Origin of the sequence: Palleronia sediminis, assembly GCF_004358695.1 — a bacterium.
GTDB classification, from domain to species: domain Bacteria; phylum Pseudomonadota; class Alphaproteobacteria; order Rhodobacterales; family Rhodobacteraceae; genus Palleronia; species Palleronia sediminis.
In genome coordinates, this window is sequence record NZ_SNAA01000019.1 from 1 (window position 1) to 17,610 (window position 17,610).

18 protein-coding genes are annotated in these 17,610 nt (G+C 70.5%); 12 read left to right on the top strand and 6 right to left on the bottom strand.

The window, feature by feature from the left end:
* Nucleotides 1-154 precede the first annotated feature (154 nt).
* On the top strand, nucleotides 155-874 hold the full coding sequence (locus tag E2L08_RS14345; RefSeq protein ID WP_133397786.1) for a hypothetical protein: 720 nt from the start codon (nucleotides 155-157) through the stop codon (nucleotides 872-874).
* Here the strand turns inward: E2L08_RS14345 and E2L08_RS14350 are convergent.
* Genes E2L08_RS14350 through rbfA form a run of 4 tightly spaced genes read right to left on the bottom strand, consistent with a single transcriptional unit; the run spans nucleotide 871 to nucleotide 3,465 of the window.
* Entirely contained in the window at nucleotides 871-1,386 is a 516-nt protein-coding gene (locus E2L08_RS14350; protein ID WP_133397787.1) for a DUF1643 domain-containing protein, read from the bottom strand. The two genes, E2L08_RS14345 and E2L08_RS14350, sit on opposite strands and share 4 nt — an antisense overlap.
* Nucleotides 1,383-2,294, bottom strand: a complete 912-nt coding sequence (gene truB, locus E2L08_RS14355) for a tRNA pseudouridine(55) synthase TruB (RefSeq protein ID WP_133397788.1) — start codon at nucleotides 2,292-2,294, stop codon at nucleotides 1,383-1,385. The genes E2L08_RS14350 and truB overlap by 4 nt, the downstream gene beginning before the upstream one ends.
* Nucleotides 2,294-3,043: a phosphodiester glycosidase family protein gene (locus E2L08_RS14360; protein WP_133397789.1), complete on the bottom strand. Its 750-nt coding sequence runs from the start codon at nucleotides 3,041-3,043 to the stop codon at nucleotides 2,294-2,296. Before E2L08_RS14360 ends, truB begins: the two co-directional genes overlap by 1 nt.
* Nucleotides 3,040-3,465: a 30S ribosome-binding factor RbfA gene (gene rbfA / locus E2L08_RS14365; protein WP_133397790.1), complete on the bottom strand. Its 426-nt coding sequence runs from the start codon at nucleotides 3,463-3,465 to the stop codon at nucleotides 3,040-3,042. The genes E2L08_RS14360 and rbfA overlap by 4 nt, the downstream gene beginning before the upstream one ends.
* 111 nt (nucleotides 3,466-3,576) lie before the next feature.
* Here rbfA and dapB point away from each other — a divergent pair, with 111 nt between their 5' ends.
* Complete coding sequence (gene dapB, locus E2L08_RS14370) at nucleotides 3,577-4,383, top strand: 4-hydroxy-tetrahydrodipicolinate reductase (RefSeq protein WP_133397791.1); 807 nt, start codon at nucleotides 3,577-3,579, stop codon at nucleotides 4,381-4,383.
* A gap of 36 nt (nucleotides 4,384-4,419) precedes the next feature.
* Here the strand turns inward: dapB and E2L08_RS14375 are convergent, their stop codons facing one another.
* Together E2L08_RS14375 and E2L08_RS14380 are read right to left on the bottom strand one after the other, a co-directional pair.
* On the bottom strand, nucleotides 4,420-5,364 hold the full coding sequence (locus E2L08_RS14375; RefSeq protein WP_133397792.1) for an IS481 family transposase: 945 nt from the start codon (nucleotides 5,362-5,364) through the stop codon (nucleotides 4,420-4,422).
* A gap of 78 nt (nucleotides 5,365-5,442) precedes the next feature.
* Complete coding sequence (locus E2L08_RS14380; protein WP_133397793.1) at nucleotides 5,443-5,619, bottom strand: DUF1674 domain-containing protein; 177 nt, start codon at nucleotides 5,617-5,619, stop codon at nucleotides 5,443-5,445.
* Between the two features lie 84 nt (nucleotides 5,620-5,703).
* Here E2L08_RS14380 and E2L08_RS14385 point away from each other — a divergent pair, with 84 nt between their 5' ends.
* From E2L08_RS14385 to E2L08_RS14430, 10 genes are all read left to right on the top strand, one after another.
* Nucleotides 5,704-6,966: an RsmB/NOP family class I SAM-dependent RNA methyltransferase gene (locus tag E2L08_RS14385; protein WP_133397794.1), complete on the top strand. Its 1,263-nt coding sequence runs from the start codon at nucleotides 5,704-5,706 to the stop codon at nucleotides 6,964-6,966.
* Nucleotides 6,967-7,038: 72 nt separating this feature from the next.
* Nucleotides 7,039-8,769, top strand: coding sequence for a heparinase II/III family protein (locus E2L08_RS14390; protein ID WP_240758248.1), 1,731 nt, complete (start codon nucleotides 7,039-7,041; stop codon nucleotides 8,767-8,769).
* Between the two features lie 24 nt (nucleotides 8,770-8,793).
* Nucleotides 8,794-10,386, top strand: coding sequence for a bifunctional phosphoribosylaminoimidazolecarboxamide formyltransferase/IMP cyclohydrolase (purH, locus tag E2L08_RS14395; RefSeq protein WP_133397795.1), 1,593 nt, complete (start codon nucleotides 8,794-8,796; stop codon nucleotides 10,384-10,386).
* On the top strand, nucleotides 10,386-10,856 hold the full coding sequence (gene lspA / locus E2L08_RS14400) for a signal peptidase II (protein ID WP_133397796.1): 471 nt from the start codon (nucleotides 10,386-10,388) through the stop codon (nucleotides 10,854-10,856). Before purH ends, lspA begins: the two co-directional genes overlap by 1 nt.
* A 64-nt stretch (nucleotides 10,857-10,920) precedes the next feature.
* Nucleotides 10,921-11,448: a DUF3035 domain-containing protein gene (locus tag E2L08_RS14405; RefSeq protein WP_133397797.1), complete on the top strand. Its 528-nt coding sequence runs from the start codon at nucleotides 10,921-10,923 to the stop codon at nucleotides 11,446-11,448.
* 94 nt (nucleotides 11,449-11,542) lie between these two features.
* Entirely contained in the window at nucleotides 11,543-12,964 is a 1,422-nt protein-coding gene (locus E2L08_RS14410) for a M16 family metallopeptidase (RefSeq protein ID WP_133397798.1), read from the top strand.
* Complete coding sequence (locus tag E2L08_RS14415) at nucleotides 12,961-14,271, top strand: M16 family metallopeptidase (protein WP_133397799.1); 1,311 nt, start codon at nucleotides 12,961-12,963, stop codon at nucleotides 14,269-14,271. Before E2L08_RS14410 ends, E2L08_RS14415 begins: the two co-directional genes overlap by 4 nt.
* 45 nt (nucleotides 14,272-14,316) lie before the next feature.
* Nucleotides 14,317-16,161 carry a DNA mismatch repair endonuclease MutL gene (mutL, locus tag E2L08_RS14420; protein ID WP_133397800.1) on the top strand — a complete coding sequence of 615 codons (1,845 nt, stop codon included), beginning with the start codon at nucleotides 14,317-14,319 and terminating at the stop codon, nucleotides 16,159-16,161.
* A gap of 128 nt (nucleotides 16,162-16,289) precedes the next feature.
* Nucleotides 16,290-16,850, top strand: a complete 561-nt coding sequence (locus E2L08_RS14425; protein WP_168771163.1) for a DUF3833 family protein — start codon at nucleotides 16,290-16,292, stop codon at nucleotides 16,848-16,850.
* Between the two features lie 2 nt (nucleotides 16,851-16,852).
* Nucleotides 16,853-17,587 (top strand): SDR family NAD(P)-dependent oxidoreductase, encoded by a 735-nt coding sequence (locus E2L08_RS14430; RefSeq protein ID WP_133397802.1) that lies wholly within the window; start codon nucleotides 16,853-16,855, stop codon nucleotides 17,585-17,587.
* The last annotated feature ends 23 nt before the right edge of the window (nucleotides 17,588-17,610 follow it).

Genomic DNA, 17,610 nt, shown 5'->3' on the forward strand with positions numbered 1-17,610 from the left:
AAAGGGGAAAGCTTGGCCATCTGCTCGTCGCTCAGCCAGTAGAGGTCGTCCATGTCACCGCTCCGTTTTTCGGGCCGTGAATCACGCCGAACAGCAACAATCAATGCATCCTGACCCTAGGGTGGGTGTCGGGTTGAAAAGGGAAACGGGACCGATGCTGGCCGGACTTATTCTGCTATCCGTGATGGGCGCCTTTGCGCTGCCCGTGATGATGAACGACCACGACGACGACGGGTCGGACGACGCGGCGGGCGCGCGCGACGGCACCGACGACGCGGGGCGGGGCGATCTTCTGGACGAGATCGCGCCGCGCCCGCCGGTGCCCTGCACGGTCGAGACCGGGCCGGACGACGTCGCGCCGACCGATCCCGAGGGCGGCGGGGCGGGCGGCACGCCCCCGGACGAGGTCGCCTTGCCCGACGATCCGCTGATCGACACGCCGCCGCCGGGTACTCATGTGGTCGAGGGGTTCGATCCGACGGAACAGGTGCTGACGTTGCGCCTGCCGGTCGACGCCTCGGATTTCCATATCGACGATGGCGACCCGGACGCGGTGCCGCCGGTCGCGCCGAGCATCGGCTTTGCCTATCCCGACGGGGCGGTGACGCTCCTGTTTCCGGGGCTGGGCCTTGCCCCCGACGACGCGGTGATGGTCGAGCGGATCGACGGCACGGGCGATCCGCAGACGGTCGAGCAGATGCTGTCCGACGAGGGCGTGATCCAGCCCACCGATCCCGACCCCAATGCCCTTTTGCTCGAGCCCGAGGACGCGGGATGCGGCAGGGGCGACACCGGCGGCGACCCGCCGGGCACCGATCTGGAGCCCGATTTCAGCCTCGCCCCCGCGCCGCCGGACCCGTTCGCCCGGATCTAGGGGGTGGGCGCCCATTCGGTAGGCGCGGTGCTGTAGGGGATGTAAAGCGGGTGCTTGGGGTGGCCGTCCTTGGTCAGCCCCAGATGGTTCAGCGTCACGCCCTGCGCGCGCATCAGTGCCTCGACCGCGGGGCCGCGCCCCAGCAAAGAGCCATGCGTGCCCCAGGCGCAAACCGTCCGGTCCGCCCAGGCGCAGCCCGCGACGATGGCGGCGTCATTGGCCGCGCCCACCGGGTCGGCCACGCGGCGCAGCTCGCGCGGGTCGGTGGCGCGCCAGGCAAAGATGTTGCACACCCGAAAGCCCCCGAACCCCAGCGCCCGCGCCCGCCTTTCGCACCGCTCGACGGTGGGGTCGTTCTGGATCTCGGTCGCGGTCGAGGGGTTCAGCATCACGAACAGCGCCCGCGCGCCGCCGGCGTCCCAGATGCGCGTCAGCTCGAACCGGTAATGCTCGCAATCGGAGTAGATCGCGACGCTGTCGGCGTCGCCCTTGCGGTGCGCGCGGGTAATCATGCCCCGCGGTTGAGCACGCGCGCGGGGTGGAAATGGCCGGCGCGATAGACGCCGACGGCCAGCGCGGTGCCGCCATGCGCGGCCCAGGCCTGTTCGCCAAAATCGGCCTGCGAGGCGATGACCTCGGCCGGGTTGCCATGGGCGAGGCGGGCCGCCGCCAGTGCCGTCACGTCGCAGCGCGGCAGATCGGCCAGCCCGTCCTCGATCGGGCGCAGCAGCGTGTCGAGTTCGGGCGTGCGCGCCAGCCGCTCGATCGTGTCGAGCGTCGCGGCGCCCTCGACATCGAACGGGCCCGACCACACCCGGCGCAGCGCCGTGACATGGCCCAGACACCCGAGCGCTGCGCCAAGATCGCGGGCCACCGAGCGTACATAGCCCCCCTTGCCGCAAACCATGCGCAGGCGCGCGGTATCCGCGTCGGGCCGGTCGATCAGCTCGATCTCGTCGATCCAGATCGGCCTTGCGGCCAGTTCGGGCGGCGCGCCGTCACGCGCAAGGTCATAGGCGCGCGCCCCGTCCACCTTGACCGCCGAGAAGGTCGGCGGAACCTGCGCGATCTCGCCGCGAAAGGCCCCGAGAGCGTCGCGGATGGCCTCGTCCGAGGGGCGGGCGTCGCTTTGCGCGATCACCTCGCCCGCGGCGTCGTCGGTCGTGGTCGCGGCGCCGAGGCGCATCGTGAAATCATAGGCCTTGAGCCCGTCCGTCACGAGGCTCACGGTCTTGGTCGCCTCGCCCAACGCGACGGCCAGCAGCCCCGTCGCATCGGGGTCGAGCGTGCCCGCATGGCCGGCCTTTTTCGCGTCGAAGGCCCAGCGAACCTTGGACACGACATCGGTCGAGCCGATACCCGCGGGCTTGTCGACGATGACCCAGCCGCTGATGTCGCGCCCCTTGCGCCTACGTCCCATCAGCCGCGATCCCGCACGGTGCCGATGATCGGGCCCATCGGCAGGCCCAGGTCGTCGCGCCCGGTCTCGGGCGCGAAAAGGCGCGACACGCTGCCGTCGAGATACAGCGCGTTCGGCGTCCCGAGCGCGTCGCGAAAGAACCGGGCGAAGTGGTGGAAATTCACCCGCTCGCCCGAAATGACCAGCCACGCCGTGCGCCCGTCATCGCTGACCCCGACGCCGTTGCGGATGTTCAGGGAATCCGAATCCGCGATGAAACGGGGATGCAACGCGCCGTCGATGACCAGCATCGGCCCAGACTGGGTGGCAAAGGCGCAATCGGGCGGCGCGGCGGCATAGGCACGGCTTTCGACGATCTCGGCGCTGTCGTCATGCAGGCACAGCACACCGTTGGGCAGCAGTCCGAAATTGCCCGGCCCGTCCGAGGTGACGACGCGCATCGTCTCGGTACCGTCCTCGATGTAATGGCCGACGGGCGCGCGATCGGGGTGATACATGCCCGCGTTCATCGCCACGCCCAGCGCCTGACCCTGCTCGGCCAGCGCCGCGTCGAGATTGCGAAAGCTGCCATAGGGCACGCCGTTCTCGTCATACAGCCACAGCCGCAGGGTCTCGCGGTTCAGGTCGATCTCGCAGGCGGTGAACCGGGCGCCGTCGAACACCCGCTCGGAACAGGGCGCGGCGTCATCTGCCGCGACGGGACCGGCGACCAGCGCCAGCGCGGCGAGCGCGATGGCCCGCCCGATCATGCCGGGCCTCCGTCCTCGGGGTCGTCGCCCGCGTCGAGGTCGCGCCGCACCTCGTCGCGCTCGAGCAGCGCCCGCGTCTCGTCCATCCGGTCAAAGGTCTCGTCGATGCGGAACCGCAGGTCGGGGGTGTATTTCAACGTCAGCTCGCGCCCCACCGCGCGCCGCAACTCGGACTTGTTGCGGGCGAGTAGCGCGATGGCCTCGTCGCGATTGCCGCCGCCCAGGGGCAGCACGAAGGCCGTCGCGATCTTGAGATCGGGGCTCGTGCGCACCTCGCCCACGGTGATCGACATGCGGTTGAGATCGGGGTCGTGAATATCGCCGCGATTGAGCACATCGGCCAGCGTGCGGCGGATGAGTTCCCCCACACGAAGCTGACGTTGCGACGGGCCCGAGCCCTCGGAGTAGCGTGATTTGGCCATGCCCCGCATCTAAGCGGCACCCGGCAGGGGCGCAACACCGCCGTTGCGCCCTCGGGGCGCGCGCGGTAGCCCGCGTGACGGGCTTGTGATCTTGCGAAAGGAACGCGCGCGATGGTGACGATGGCGGTGGCGGGCGTATCGGGCCGGATGGGCCGGATGCTGGTCGACAGGATCGACGCGACCGAGGGTGCGACCCTGGCGGCCGTGCTGGAACGGCCGGGGCATGACTGGATCGACGCCGATCTCGGCACCGCCCTCGGCGGTAGGCCGCGCGGGCTGGTCGTGGGCAGCGATACGGATGCCGCTCTGGATGCGGCCGAGGTGTTGGTCGATTTCACTGCGCCCGCCGCCACGGTGGCCTTTGCGCAGGCCGCCGCGCGACTGGGGCGCGGCCATGTCATCGGCACGACCGGGTTTGCCCCCGGCGATATCGAGGCCATCGACGCGGCCGCCGCGGCCGGTGCGACCATCGTGCGCGCTGGCAACATGAGCCTCGGCGTGAACCTGCTCGCGCGGGTCGTCGAACAGGTGGCGCGCGCGCTGGGCGAGGGGTTCGATATCGAGATCGTCGAGGCCCATCACCGCCACAAGGTCGACGCGCCCTCGGGCACGGCACTGATGCTGGGCGAGGCCGCGGCGCGGGGGCGCGGCGTGTCGCTCGACGCGGTCGCCGATCGCGGGCGCGACGGGATGACCGGCGCGCGCCGCCCCGGCGCCATCGGTTTCGCCGCGATCCGGGGCGGCGATATCGTGGGCGAACACGAGGTGATGTTCGCGGGCGAGGGCGAGACCATCGCGCTCAGCCACCGCGCGACCGATCGCGGCCTGTTCGCCCGCGGCGCGGTGCGGGCCGCGCTCTGGGCCGCGGACCGTCCCGCGGGCCATTACGACATGATGGACGTTCTGGGTCTGAACTAGACGTTTCGCCCGCGTGTTCCCCGCGCGGCGCGACCGCTAGATGTGAGTTCTCATCAGGTCGTTCACCCTTTTCAGGGGTGGCAGGCCGCTGAGGGCGGAATGTGGCCTTGAACGGTTGAACCAGTCAAGCCAGCGGGGCAGGTCGGCGTTTCTCGCTGCCGACGACGGGTGGGCGAGACCGTAGGCCCATTCGCGCAGGAGGGTCTGGATGAACCTCTCCGCCTTGCCATTGGTCCTTGGCGTGTAGGGCCGTGTGAAGATGTGCCGAAGGCGTAGAAGGCGCAGGGCCTTGGCAAAGCGGCGGGAGCGGTAGGCGGAGCCGTTGTCGGTCATCACCCTTTCGGCGAGGATGCCATGGCCGCGGAACCAGCGCAGGGCACGCAGCAGGAACGCCGTGGCGGTGTCCTTTCGCTCATCCGCCAGCACCTCGACATAGGCGAGCCGGGTCGCGTCATCGACCGCGACATGCACGAAGTCCCAGCCCGCGCCGCGATTGCGGCATCCTGTCCGGGTGCCGGTGGCGCGGTGGCCGGGCCGGTCGAAGCGCCCGAGCTTCTTGATGTCGAGATGGATCAGCTCGCCCGGACGCGCGCGCTGGTAGCGTCGCACGGGTTCGGGCGGATCGAGCCGGTCCAGCCGACCCATCCCCGACCGGGCGAGCCACCGGGCCACGGTGGAGCGGGCGAGACCCAGCCTGGCCGCGATCTCCGCCCCCGTCAGGCGCAGGCTCCGGCGCAGATGCAGGATCAGCGCGACCAGGCGATCCGGCAACCGTCCCGACACGCGGGCGGGCGCGCTTGCGCGATTAGACAGCGCCGCGCGCCCGCCCGCGCGGAACCGCGCCAGCCACTTGCGGACGGTGCGCAGCGAAACCCCGAACGCCTCGGCCACATCCGAAGCCCTCTGCCCCGCCCGCACGCGGGACACGATCTGTTCTCGACTGTAGACGGTAAGGCGGGCACCATGATGCGGGTTGTTCATCCTGCGAGGTCCTCGGCTGGAGTTTGGCGATTGCAGCCTAACCCCGAACAGGGTGAACAACCTTCAGAGTTTTCACAGCTAGAAGTCGATGGCGATGCCCTTGCGTTCCCAGTCGCCGAAGCGGACCGGCTCGGGCCCGTCGCGGCCGCCGAGTTCGGTCGGCATCTCCGGCGCGCGGGCGGCCTTGCGCCGGGCCTCGGCCTCGTCCAGCGCGCGGCGCGCGGCAGGGGGCAGGTCGTCGCGGTCGTCGGTCATGGCGATCACCTTGGCTTTCCTTGGGTCCGACATCCATATACGTGCGCGACGCCGCCGCTCAAGTCGGCCCGACCGGAGTGCGACATGACCGACCCGATCCGAAACGCGACGCTCGCGCTCTTGTGCGACGTGACGGACGCCCGCCGCATGATCTCGGAGGCCGCGCCCGAACGGCTGGCATCGCTGCGCCCCGAAGGGCGCGCCGCCGCGCAGCGGCTGGCCACGGGCACCCTGCGCTGGGCCGACCGCGCCGACCGGGTGCTGGGGCCGTTCCTGCGCCGCCGCCCGTCCGAGGCGACGTTGAACGCGCTGCGGCTGGGCCTGTTCGAGATCTTCGTCGCGGGCACGGCGCCCCATGCCGCCGTCGACGGCGCGGTGGATGCGGCGCGCACGACGGGGGGGCAGCCGTCACTGGTCAACGCGGTTCTGCGCAATATCCTGCGGCTCGACCCCGAACCGTGGTCGGCCGCCCCGGTGCCGCGCCTGCCCAAATGGCTGCGCAAGCCACTGGTCGCGGCCTGGGGCAAACAGGCCGTCGCCGCGATGGAGGATGTCTTTGCCGCCGAGCCGCCGCTCGACCTGACGGTGCGCGCCGATGCGCCCGGTTGGGCCGCGCGGCTGGGGGGCGAGCTGCTGCCCACGGGATCGGTGCGGCTGCGCGCCGTGGGACAGGTCTCGGCCCTGCCGGGATTCGCCGAGGGCGCGTGGTGGGTGCAGGATGCGGCGGCTGCGATCCCGGCGCGGCTGGTCGGCGCGGGACCGGGGATGCGCGTGCTCGACATGTGCGCGGCGCCGGGGGGCAAGACGCTCCAGCTTACCGCGGCGGGGGCCGATGTCACGGCGCTGGACCAGTCCGAGGCACGGACCGGGAGGTTGCGCGAGAACCTCGCGCGCTGCGGGCTCGAGGCGCGGGTCGTCGTGGGCGATGCGCTGACCCATGAGGACGCGCCCTTCGACGCGATCCTGCTCGACGCGCCCTGCACCGCGACGGGCACGATCCGGCGCCATCCCGACCTGCCCCATGTCAAGGCGGGGCAGGATCTCGACGCGCCGGTGGCGCTTCAGGCGCGGCTGATCGACCGGGCGCTGGGCCTGCTGAAACCGGGCGGGCGGCTCGTCTATTGCGTCTGTTCACTCCTCCCCGCCGAGGGCGAAGAGCAGATCGCTGCCGCGCTGGCCCGCCATCCGGGGCTGTCCGCCGGCCTGCCCGAGACGCTGCCCGACGGCATCGAGCCCGATTGGCGGGCCGAGACCGGCCTGCGCCTGCGCCCCGATCACTGGGCCGGGCGGGGCGGGATCGACGGGTTCTTCATCGCGACCCTGACGATGCGGGGCGATGCCGGATGACGGCCCGCCCCGCCCATGGTATCACCGCCGCAAAAGACATCGCGAAAAACACACGCGAGGCGGGCGGGATTCATGGCGCAGGGCAGCGCGCGACATAACGGTCTGGGCCGGGTCGGCTGGCGCGAGCGGCTGACGATCTGGCGTGCCATGCGCGGCCGCGCCGCGGGCCATCCCCGATCCGATCCGCAGCCGCGTCATACCGGCCGCGTCGCCCGCGGGCGGCAGATGGCGCAGGGCACCTTTCTTTTGGGCGGCTACGTGATCGAGGCGCCGGGCAGCTCGATCTGGGCGCTGCCCGTCGACGAGGACGCGTCCACCGTCGATCTGCACGGCTTCGACTGGCTGGCCGACCTGGTGGCCGCGGGCACGCCCGAGGCCGAGGCCTGCGCGCGCGACTGGACCTTCGATTGGCTCGACCGGTTCGGACGCGGGCGGGGGCCGGGCTGGTCGCCCGCCCTGACCGGCCGACGGGTGCGCAACATGCTCGATTTCTCGGCCGCGATACTGGGTGGCGCGGGGCCCGGCGATGCCGACCGCCTGTTCGCCGCCGCCGGCCGGCAGGCCCGCCATGTCGCGCGCCGCTGGGCGAGGGTGCCCATCGGAATGGCGCGGTTCGACGCGCTGGGCGGGGCGGTGATCGCCGCGCTGACGCTGGAAGGGCTGTCGGACGAGCTGCCCGCGTTGACCGCGTCGCTGGGGCTCGAGGCCGCGCGGCGGATCGACGCCGAGGCGGGGCTGGCCACCCGCAATCCCGAACACCTGCTCGAGCTGTTCGCCCTGCTGGTGCGGGTGCGTTCCGACCTGATCGAGCTTGGCCACGAGGTGCCGACGCCGCTTGACGAGGCGATCCGCGATGCTGCCGCCCTGCTGCGCGCATTGCGCCATGCCGATGGGGGGCTCGCGCGGTTTCACGGCGGCGGCCGGGGCGCGCCTGGATTGCTCGACCGGGCGCTCGCGCTATCGGGTGCGCGGCCGCGCGCGGCGCCTGCCTTGCCCATGGGGTTCGCGCGGCTGTCGCGCGGACGCACGACGCTCATCATGGATGCCGCCCCGCCGCCCGAGGGGCCGGGATCGGTCGACGGGCATGCCTCGACGCTGGCCTTCGAGCTGACCAGCGGGCGGCGCCCCGTCGTGGTGAATTGCGGCGCGGGGCGGCATTTCGGGGCGAAATGGCGGCGCGCGGGCCGGGCGACTCCGTCCCATTCGACGCTGGTGCTCGACGGCTATTCCTCGGCCCGGATCGCGTCCGCCGACGACACGGTGTCCGAAGCCCCCGCCGACGTCAGGTTGGAACGGCGTGAGAGCGACCGCGCCTCGGGACTGATCGCGGGCCATGACGGCTATGTGCTGAGCCACGGTCTGACCCATGTCCGGCAGGTCTATCTGTCGCATGACGGGCGCGGGCTTCAGGGCGAGGACGTGATCGCGACCCTCGACCGCCATGACGAGGCGATCTTCGACCGCGCGCTTGCGGCCGCGGGCGGCGAGATCCCGTTCTCGGTGCGCTTTCATTTGCACCCGAACGTCTTTGCCGAGACGAGCGAGGATGGCACCGCGATCTCGCTCATGCTGAAATCGGGCGAGCTGTGGGTGTTTCGCCATACCGGGGCGGCCGGGCTGTCGGTCGAGGCCTCGGTCTATCTCGACATGAACGAGACCGGGCCCGTCCCCTCGCGCCAGATCGTGCTGAGTTCGCGGGCGGTGGAATACGCCACGCGGGTGAGCTGGACACTTGCAAAAGCGCGGCAAACGCCCGATGCGGTGCGCGACGATCACGACGACGGCGAGCCTGTGCTCGCCTGAACGACACGTTCCAGAGGACCGCCCATGCCCGCCAAAGCCGATGCCCGTCCCGTCACCCGCGCCCTGATCTCGGTTTCGGACAAGACGGGGCTGGTCGAGCTGGGCCGCGATCTGGCCGCCCGCGGGGTCGAGATCCTCTCAACCGGGGGATCCGCCGCGGCGCTGCGCGCGGCCGGGATCGAGGTGCGGGACGTGGCCGACGTGACCGGATCGCCCGAGATGATGGATGGCCGCGTCAAGACGCTGCATCCCCGCATCCACGGCGGGCTGTTGGCGCTGCGCGACGATCCCGCCCACATGGACGCGATGCGGATGCATGACATCCCCGAGATCGACCTGCTCGTGGTCAACCTCTACCCGTTCGAGGCCACGGTCGCCCGCGGCGCCGATTACGCCGAGGCGGTCGAGAACATAGACATCGGCGGCCCGGCGATGATCCGCGCGGCGGCCAAGAACCACCGTTTCGTCGCCGTGATCACGGATGCCGAGGATTACGACGCCCTGCGCGCCGAGCTCGACGCCGAGGGCGGCACCACCGAGCCGTTCCGCCGCACGCTGGCCCAGCGCGCATTCGCGCGGACCGCCGCCTATGACGCGGCGGTGTCGGGCTGGATGGCGCGGGCCATCGACGCGCCGACCCCGCGCCGCCGCACCGTGTCGGCGCGCTTTGCCCAGGCGCTGCGCTATGGCGAGAACCCGCATCAGGCGGCGGCCTTCTACACCGACGGCAGCGACCGGCCCGGCGTCGCGACCGCGCGCCAGCTTCAGGGCAAGGCGCTGAGCTACAACAATATCAACGACACCGACGCCGCGTTCGAGCTGGTGTCGGAGTTCGCCGGAGACGCGCCGGCCTGCGTCATCGTCAAGCACGCCAATCCCTGCGGCGTCGCCCGTGCCGACACGCTGGCCGAGGCGTATTCCCGCGCCTTCGATTGCGACCGGGTGTCGGCCTTCGGCGGGATCGTGGCGCTGAACCGGCCGCTCGACGGGCCGACCGCCGAGGCCATCGCCGCCATCTTTACCGAGGTCGTGATCGCGCCCGGCGCCGATGACGCAGCGCAGGCTGTTTTCGCCCGGAAAAAGAACCTGCGCCTGCTGACGACCGATGCGCTGGCCGATCCGCGCGCCGCGGGCGAGGTCTGGCGACAGGTCTCGGGTGGCTATCTCGTGCAGGACCGCGACGCCGGCCGGATCACGCGCGACGAGTTGCGGATCGTGACCGCGCGGGCCCCGTCCGACACCGAGATCGCCGACCTGCTATTTGCATGGACGGTCGCGAAACACGTAAAGTCGAACGCCATCGTCTATGCGAGGGCCGGCGCGACCGTGGGGGTGGGCGCGGGCCAGATGAGCCGCGTCGACAGCACCCGGATCGCCGCCCGCAAGGCCGAGGACATGGCCGCGGCGCTGGGTCTCGACACGCCGCCGACCAAGGGTTCGGTCGTGGCGTCGGACGCGTTCTTCCCCTTTGCCGACGGGCTCATGGCCGCGGCCGAGGCGGGCGCCACCGCCGTCATCCAGCCGGGCGGGTCGGTCCGCGACGACGAGGTGATCGCCGCCGCCGATGCGGCGGGGCTGGCCATGGTCTTTACCGGTATGCGACACTTTAGGCACTGATGCGCATTCTTCTGATCACCGCCGCCGCAGTCTTTGCGCTGGACCAGATCACCAAGGTGATCGTCGTGCACCTGATGGGGCTTGCCCGCCGGGGCGAGATCGAGGTGCTGCCGCCCTGGATCAATTTCCGCATGGCCTGGAATGAGGGGATCAATTTCGGCCTGTTCGCCGGGCAGTCCGAATGGACGCGCTGGGTGCTGATCGGCATCGCGCTGGCGATCACGGCCTGGGTTCTGCAATGGGTCTGGCGCGACCGTCCGGGCCGCTGGGGCCTCGTCTCGGCGGGCCTGTTGACGGGCGGCGCGCTGGGCAACGTGGTCGACCGGCTGCTTTACGGCGCGGTCGCCGATTTCCTCAATATGACATGCTGCGGGATCGAGAACCCCTATGCGTTCAACGTGGCCGATATCTCGATCTTCGCGGGGGCCATCGGACTGGTCCTGTTCACCGGCCGCAAAGAGATGGCGTGACGTCGCCGGGGCCTTGCGCTAAGCCTGCCGGCGGGGATGTTTCTTCGACGAGGTGGAGGCGCTGATGCGCGGCATTCGGGTTCTGATCGCCACGGCTTGCATCGGGCTTGTCGCGGGCTGCGGCTCCGGGACGCCGGATCTCATCACGCTGACTTCGGACGATGCCGGGCCGGACGAGTTCGCCATCGTGCCGAACCGCCCGCTCGCCACGCCCGACAGCTATTCCGCGCTGCCGCCGCCGCTGCTCGGTGCGCGCAACCGCGCGGACCTGACGCCCGAGGCCGATGCGGTCGCCGCGCTGGGCGGCAACCCGGCGGCCAAGACGCCGGGCGCGACCGGCGTTCAGGGCCCGGCGCTGTTGGCGCATACGCGCCGGTTCGGGGTCGATCCCGCCATCCGCGCGACGCTCGCCGCCGAGGATCTCGAGTTCCGCCGCCGCAATGACGGGCGGCTGCTCGAGCGGCTGTTCAACAACACCGTCTATTTCCGCGCCTATGAACGCCAGTCGCTCGACAAGTATTTCTGGCTCGAGGAATTGCGCCGCCGCGGCATCCGCACGCCCTCGGCGCCGCCCGAGAACCTGCCCGAGTGATCGCCCCCTCACAAGCGCGTTGACCCCGATTGCGCCGGGGCGCGGGGCGTTTAACTTTACCGGGATTTCATCCAACCGGATCGGGGATTGCCGAATGTTGCGACCGCTTGCCGCGCTCAGTCTCGCCCTTGCCGCCGCCGTGCCGGCCGGCGCGGCCGAAGTGTCCAGTTTCACGCTCGAGAACGGGCTCGATGTCGTCGTGCTCGAGGATCACCGCGCCCCGGTGGTCGTTCACATGGTCTGGTATCGCACCGGCGCCGCCGACGAACGGCCCGGCGTGTCGGGCGTGGCGCATTACCTCGAACACCTGATGTTCAAGGGCACCGACGAGCTCGAGCCGGGCGAGTTCAGCCGCGTGGTGGCGGCGAATGGCGGCACCGACAACGCCTTTACCAGCTACGATTACACCGCCTATTTCCAGCGCGTCGCCGCCGACCGGCTCGGCCTGATGATGGAGATGGAGGCCGACCGGATGCGCGACCTGCAACTCGACGACCGCGATATCGCGACCGAGCTGCGCGTGGTGCAGGAGGAACGCAACCAGAGGATCGAGAACGATCCCGGCGCCCTGTTTTCGGAACAGCGCAGCGCCGCGCAATATCTCAACCACCCCTATGGCCGCCCGATCATCGGCTGGATGGACGAGGTCGAGGCGCTCGAGCTCGAGGATGCGCTTGAGTTCTACGAAACCTTCTATGCGCCCAACAATGCCATCCTGATCGTGGCTGGCGACGTGACCCCCGACGAGGTGCGCGCGCTGGCGGTCGAGCATTACGGCCCGCTCGAGACGACCGAGAACCTGCCCGAGCGGACCCGCCCGCAGGAACCGCCGCAACTGGCCGAGCGGCGCCTGACCTACGAGGATCCGCGCGTGGCGCAGCCCTATTTCATCCGCACCTATCTCGCGCCCGAGCGCGATCCGGGCGACCAGGATGAGGCGGCGGCGCTGACCCTGCTGGCCGAGATCCTCGGCGACGGCCAAAGCTCCGAGCTGGCGCGGCGGTTGCAGTTCGGCACCGGCGAGGCGCTTTACGCGTCGGCCTTCTATGACGGCACCGCGCTCGACGACACGACCTTCGGGCTAGTCATGGTGCCTGCGCCCGGCGTGCCGCTGGACGAGGCCGAGGCCGCGCTCGACCGCGAGATCGCCGATTTCCTCGAGGACGGGATCGACGCGGACCAGCTCGACCGGATCAAGACGCAGCTCCGCGCGAGCCAGATCTACGAGGCCGACTCGATGCAATCGCTGGCGCGCCGCTATGGCGCGGCCCTGACCAGCGGGCTGACGCTCGACGACGTGGCGGCGTGGCCCGACGTGCTGCAATCCGTCACCGCGGACGAGATCATGGCCGCCGCGCGCCGGGTCTTTGACCGCGACCGCGCCGTGACCGGTTTCCTGACCGCGTCGCAAGGCGGCGGAGACGCGGCCCCCGCGACTGGAGACACGGCGCCCGCGGCGCCCCCGGCATCCTCTGCCGCCGATCCGCAGCCCGCCGCCGAGGAGATGATTCAATGATCCGCCTGCTTCTTGTCTGCCTGCTGGGCCTTGCCGCCCTTCCCGCCCGCGCCGCCGTCGAGGTCGAGCAGATCACCTCGCCCGGCGGCATCGACGCCTGGCTGGTCGAGGATCATTCCCTGCCCTTCGTCGCACTCGAGCTACGGTTCCGCGGGGGCGCCGCGCTCGACCGGCCCGGCCGCGCGGGGGCCGTGAACCTGATGACCGGTCTGCTCGAGGAAGGCACCGGCGATCTCGACGCGCAGGGTTTTGCCGGGGCGCGCGATGCGCTTGCCGCTTCCTACGATTTCGACGCCGGCAACGATTCCGTCTCGGTCTCGGCGCGCTGGCTTTCCGAGACGCAGGACGAAGCGGTGTCGCTGCTGCGCCGTGCGCTGGTCGAGCCCGCCTTTACCGAGGACAGCATCGACCGGGTGCGCGACCAGGTCCTGTCGGGGCTGGCGCGCGACGCCACCGATCCGGGTGCCATCGCGCGGCGCAGTTTCGACGCGATGGCCTTTCCCGATCACCCCTACGGCACCCCGGTCGAGGGCATGGTCGCCTCGGTCGGCGGGCTGACCCGAGACGACATCGTGCAGGCCCATGCCGATACGCTGGTGCGCGACCGCGCCTATATCGCGGCCACGGGCGATATCACGGCCGACGAACTCGGCCGCGTGCTCGACACGCTCCTGGGGGATCTGCCCGCGACCTCGCCCGCCGATCTGCCGGGGGCGGCGGAATGGTCGCTCGATCCGGGGATCAGCGTCATCGACTACGCGGTGCCGCAATCGGTGATCCTGTTCGGCCACGAAGGGATCGCCCGCGACGACCCGGATTTCTTTGCCGCCTACATCCTGAACGAGATCGTCGGCGGCGGCGGGTTCAACTCGCGCCTGATGGAAGAGGTGCGGGTGAAACGCGGCCTGACCTACGGGGTGGGCTCGTACCTGCTGCCGCTGGACCACGCTGCGATGCTTATGGGGCAGGCGTCCTCGGCCAATGACAGCGCGGCCGAAGCGGTCGAGGTCATCGCGGACGAATGGGCCCGCGCCGCCGAGGGCGTCACCGAGGACGAGCTCGAGGCCGCGAAACGCTATCTCACCGGGGCCTATCCGTTGCGCTTCGACGGGAATGCGCGGATCGCCGGCATCCTCGTGGGGATGCAGCTCGACGGGTTGCCCGCCGACTATATCGAGACGCGCAACGACGAGATCGAGGCCGTCACGCTCGAGGATATCCGCAGGGTCGCGGAGCGTATCTTCAGGCCCGAGGACCTGTCTTTCGTCGTGGTGGGCCAGCCCGAGGGGCTTTCGTCGACGAACTGAATTTCGCGGTTCATCGGCCCCGGCGGTCATGCTAGGAATTGTGGCATGACCGCACATGATCGCAATATGGGCGAAAATCGCCCCGTTATCCGCCAGCTCGACGAATCGGCGATCAACCGCATCGCCGCCGGCGAGGTGATCGAGCGGCCCGCCTCGGCGGTCAAGGAGCTGGTCGAGAACGCGCTCGACGCGGGCGCCACCCGGATCGAGGTCGCGTTCGCCGATGGCGGCAAGACGCTGATCCGCGTCACCGATGACGGCTGCGGGATGGGCGGGGATGAATTGCCCGTGGCGCTCAGCCGTCATGCGACCTCCAAGATCGACGGCTCGGACCTTCTGAACATCCGCACCTTCGGCTTTCGCGGCGAGGCGCTGCCGTCGCTGGCCGCGGTCGGGCGGCTTTGCATCACCTCGCGGTGCGTCGATGGCGAGGGGGCCTGCCTGTCGGTCGCGGGCGGCCGGGCCGAGCCGGTGCGCCCCGCCGCCACCACGCGCGGCACCGTGGTCGAGCTGCGCGACCTGTTCTACGCCACGCCCGCGCGGCTCAAGTTCCTGCGCACTGACCGGGCCGAGGCGCAGGCCATCGGCGATACGCTCAAGCGGCTGGCCATGGCCGAACCGGCCGTCGGCTTTTGCCTGCGCGATGTCACGGGCGGCGGCGAGGGGCGCGAGGTCTTTCGCGTCGAGGCCTGCCAGGGCGAGCTGTTCGACGCGCTCGAGCGGCGCCTGTCGCGGATCGTGGGGGCCGAGTTCACCGCCAATGCGCTCAGGATCGAGGCCGAACGCGAGGGCTTTCGGCTGACCGGTTTCGCCGGTCTGCCCACCTATTCGCGCGGCGCGGCCGTCGCGCAGTTCCTCTTCGTCAACGGCCGTCCCGTGCGCGACAAGCTGCTGACCGGCGCCCTGCGCGGCGCCTATGCCGACGTGATGAGCCGGGACAGGCACCCGGTCGCCGCGCTGTTCGTCGATTGCGACCCGGCGCTGGTCGATCAGAACGTGCACCCCGCGAAATCCGAGGTCCGGTTTCGCGAGCCGGGCATCGTGCGCGGGCTGATCGTGTCGGCGATCAAGCATGCGCTGGCGGCTGCGGGGCATCGCGCATCCTCGAGCGTGGGGGCCGCGACGCTGGGCGCGATGCGTCCCGAGCCGCAGGGGCCGCGCATCTACCAGATGGACCGCCCCGGCGCCGGGGCGCTGTCGCGCGCGTGGCAGGCGCAGGCCCCCGCGCCCGACGCGTTGCCCGCCTTTGCCGAAACGCAGGCCGTCTTTGCACGGGTGGACGAGACCCCCGAGCCGCCGCCCGGCGACGCGCATCCCCTCGGTGCCGCACGGGGGCAGGTTCACGAGACCTATATCATCGCGCAGACGGCCGACGGCGTCGTGATCGTCGACCAGCACGCCGCGCATGAACGGCTGGTCTATGAAAAGCTCAAGCGCCAGATGGCCGAGAACGGCGTGCCCGCGCAGGCCCTCCTGATCCCCGAGGTCGTCGAGCTGTCGCCCGAGGATGCGGCGCGGCTGCTCGAGATCGCGGACGACCTGTCGCGCGCCGGGCTGAGCGTCGAGCCTTTCGGCGGCGGAGCGGTGGCCGTGCGCGAAACGCCCGCGATCCTCGGCGAGGTGAATGCCGAGGCGATGCTGCGCGACATTCTCGACGAGCTCGACGACATGGGCGAGGCGTCTTCGGTCACGGCGCGCATCGAGGCGGTGCTGTCTCGCATGTCGTGCCACGGCTCGATCCGGGCGGGGCGACGGATGCGGCCCGACGAGATGAACGCGCTTTTGCGCGAGATGGAGGCGACCCCGCGTTCGGGGCAGTGCAACCATGGCCGCCCCACCTATGTCGAGCTCAAGCTGTCGGATATCGAGCGGCTGTTCGGCCGAAGCTGAGCCGTCCGCGGTCGAGGCGAGTGGCCCAGATGTGATCGCCGATTCCGGAACGAACCGGCCCGCGGGGCGCTGACACCGCGATTCAAACCGGTATGTCTTTTGCCGGTGCCCTGGATAAAGAGTCGCGTGTGGAACTGTTCGTCTTTCTCAGCTTCGCCCTGATCCTCGTGGCCGCGGTGTTCGGGCTGCGGCGTCGTTTCCTGTCGTTCCAGGGGCAGCAGCCCTCGGAGTACCTCGGGTTGGGTCCCGACCTCGTCCTGCACGAACGGCTGTCCGGCGCGATGGTCTGCGACGGGCTGGTCTTTGGTCCGACGGGGCGGGTCAGCTCGCGTTTCCGCGCCGATGTCAGGGGCGACTGGACGGGGCGCGAGGGGACCGTGACACTTGATTTCGCATTCGACAGCGGCGCGACGCAGCTGCGCGAATGGCGCCTGTCGCTGGGCAACGATGGCCATGTCGCCGCCGAGGCCGACGATATCGACGGCCGCGCAAAGGGCCGGATCGTCGGGCCGACCCTGCGGATGGCCTATCGTATCCGGTTGCCCGAGGATGCCGGGGGGCATACGCTTTCGGTGGTCGACTGGATCTACCTCACGGAACACGGCGTGCTGGTGAACCGCAGCCAGTTCCGCAAATTCGGCATTACGGTGGCCGAGCTTTTTGCCGTAATTCGTCCGAAGGAGGGCTGATCTTGCGCGACTGGACCGGAAAGACCTACTGGATCGTCGGGGCGTCCGAAGGGCTTGGCCGCGCGGTGGCGCACAAGGTCAGCCGCGCGGGCGCGTCGCTGGTTCTCAGCGCGCGCAGCGAGGATCGGCTGGCCGACCTCGTGGCCGAGCTGCCCGGCCGGGCGCGTGCGGTGCCCTGCGACGTGTCGGACCGCGAAAGCGTCGGCAAGGCCGCCGAGGAGGCGGGCGAGATCGACGGGCTGATCGTCACGGTGGGGGCCTATTGGCCGCTCGCCGCGCAGGATTGGGACGCCGACAAGGTCGAGACGATGTGCGACGTCAATCTGACCGGCGTCGTGCGGGTTCTGGGCCGCGTCGTGCCGCGGATGGTCGCGCGCGACGCGGGCCATATCGTGCTGACCGGGTCGCTCTCGGGGTTTCGCGGGCTGCCGCGTTCGACCGGCTATGCCGCGTCCAAGGCGGGGCTGATGGCGCTGGCCGAGGGGATGCACGCCGATCTGCGCCGTAGCGGGGTCGAGGTGCAGCTCGTCAATCCGGGCTTCATCCGCACCCGCCTGACCGACCGGAACGATTTCCGGATGCCCCAGATCCTCGAGCCGGACGAGGCCGCGCAGCGGTTCTTCGACCACATGAACCAGGGCGGTTTCGCGCGCAATTTTCCCCTGGCCCTGTCGGCGGGGCTGCGCGGCATGGCCAACTTCCTGCCCGACGCGCTTTATTACCGCATCGTCGGCTAGACCGCGCTGCCGGACGCGGGCCG

Bases quoted from the DNA above. Each gene is read 5' to 3' on its own strand.
- E2L08_RS14345 (WP_133397786.1), top strand. From the start codon at position 155: ATGCTGGCCGGACTTATTCTGCTATCCGTGATGGGCGCCTTTGCGCTG.
- E2L08_RS14350 (WP_133397787.1), bottom strand. From the start codon at position 1,386: ATGATTACCCGCGCGCACCGCAAGGGCGACGCCGACAGCGTCGCGATC.
- truB (WP_133397788.1), bottom strand. From the start codon at position 2,294: ATGGGACGTAGGCGCAAGGGGCGCGACATCAGCGGCTGGGTCATCGTC.
- E2L08_RS14360 (WP_133397789.1), bottom strand. From the start codon at position 3,043: ATGATCGGGCGGGCCATCGCGCTCGCCGCGCTGGCGCTGGTCGCCGGT.
- rbfA (WP_133397790.1), bottom strand. From the start codon at position 3,465: ATGGCCAAATCACGCTACTCCGAGGGCTCGGGCCCGTCGCAACGTCAG.
- dapB (WP_133397791.1), top strand. From the start codon at position 3,577: ATGGTGACGATGGCGGTGGCGGGCGTATCGGGCCGGATGGGCCGGATG.
- E2L08_RS14375 (WP_133397792.1), bottom strand. From the start codon at position 5,364: ATGAACAACCCGCATCATGGTGCCCGCCTTACCGTCTACAGTCGAGAA.
- E2L08_RS14380 (WP_133397793.1), bottom strand. From the start codon at position 5,619: ATGACCGACGACCGCGACGACCTGCCCCCTGCCGCGCGCCGCGCGCTG.
- E2L08_RS14385 (WP_133397794.1), top strand. From the start codon at position 5,704: ATGACCGACCCGATCCGAAACGCGACGCTCGCGCTCTTGTGCGACGTG.
- E2L08_RS14390 (WP_240758248.1), top strand. From the start codon at position 7,039: ATGGCGCAGGGCAGCGCGCGACATAACGGTCTGGGCCGGGTCGGCTGG.
- purH (WP_133397795.1), top strand. From the start codon at position 8,794: ATGCCCGCCAAAGCCGATGCCCGTCCCGTCACCCGCGCCCTGATCTCG.
- lspA (WP_133397796.1), top strand. From the start codon at position 10,386: ATGCGCATTCTTCTGATCACCGCCGCCGCAGTCTTTGCGCTGGACCAG.
- E2L08_RS14405 (WP_133397797.1), top strand. From the start codon at position 10,921: ATGCGCGGCATTCGGGTTCTGATCGCCACGGCTTGCATCGGGCTTGTC.
- E2L08_RS14410 (WP_133397798.1), top strand. From the start codon at position 11,543: ATGTTGCGACCGCTTGCCGCGCTCAGTCTCGCCCTTGCCGCCGCCGTG.
- E2L08_RS14415 (WP_133397799.1), top strand. From the start codon at position 12,961: ATGATCCGCCTGCTTCTTGTCTGCCTGCTGGGCCTTGCCGCCCTTCCC.
- mutL (WP_133397800.1), top strand. From the start codon at position 14,317: ATGACCGCACATGATCGCAATATGGGCGAAAATCGCCCCGTTATCCGC.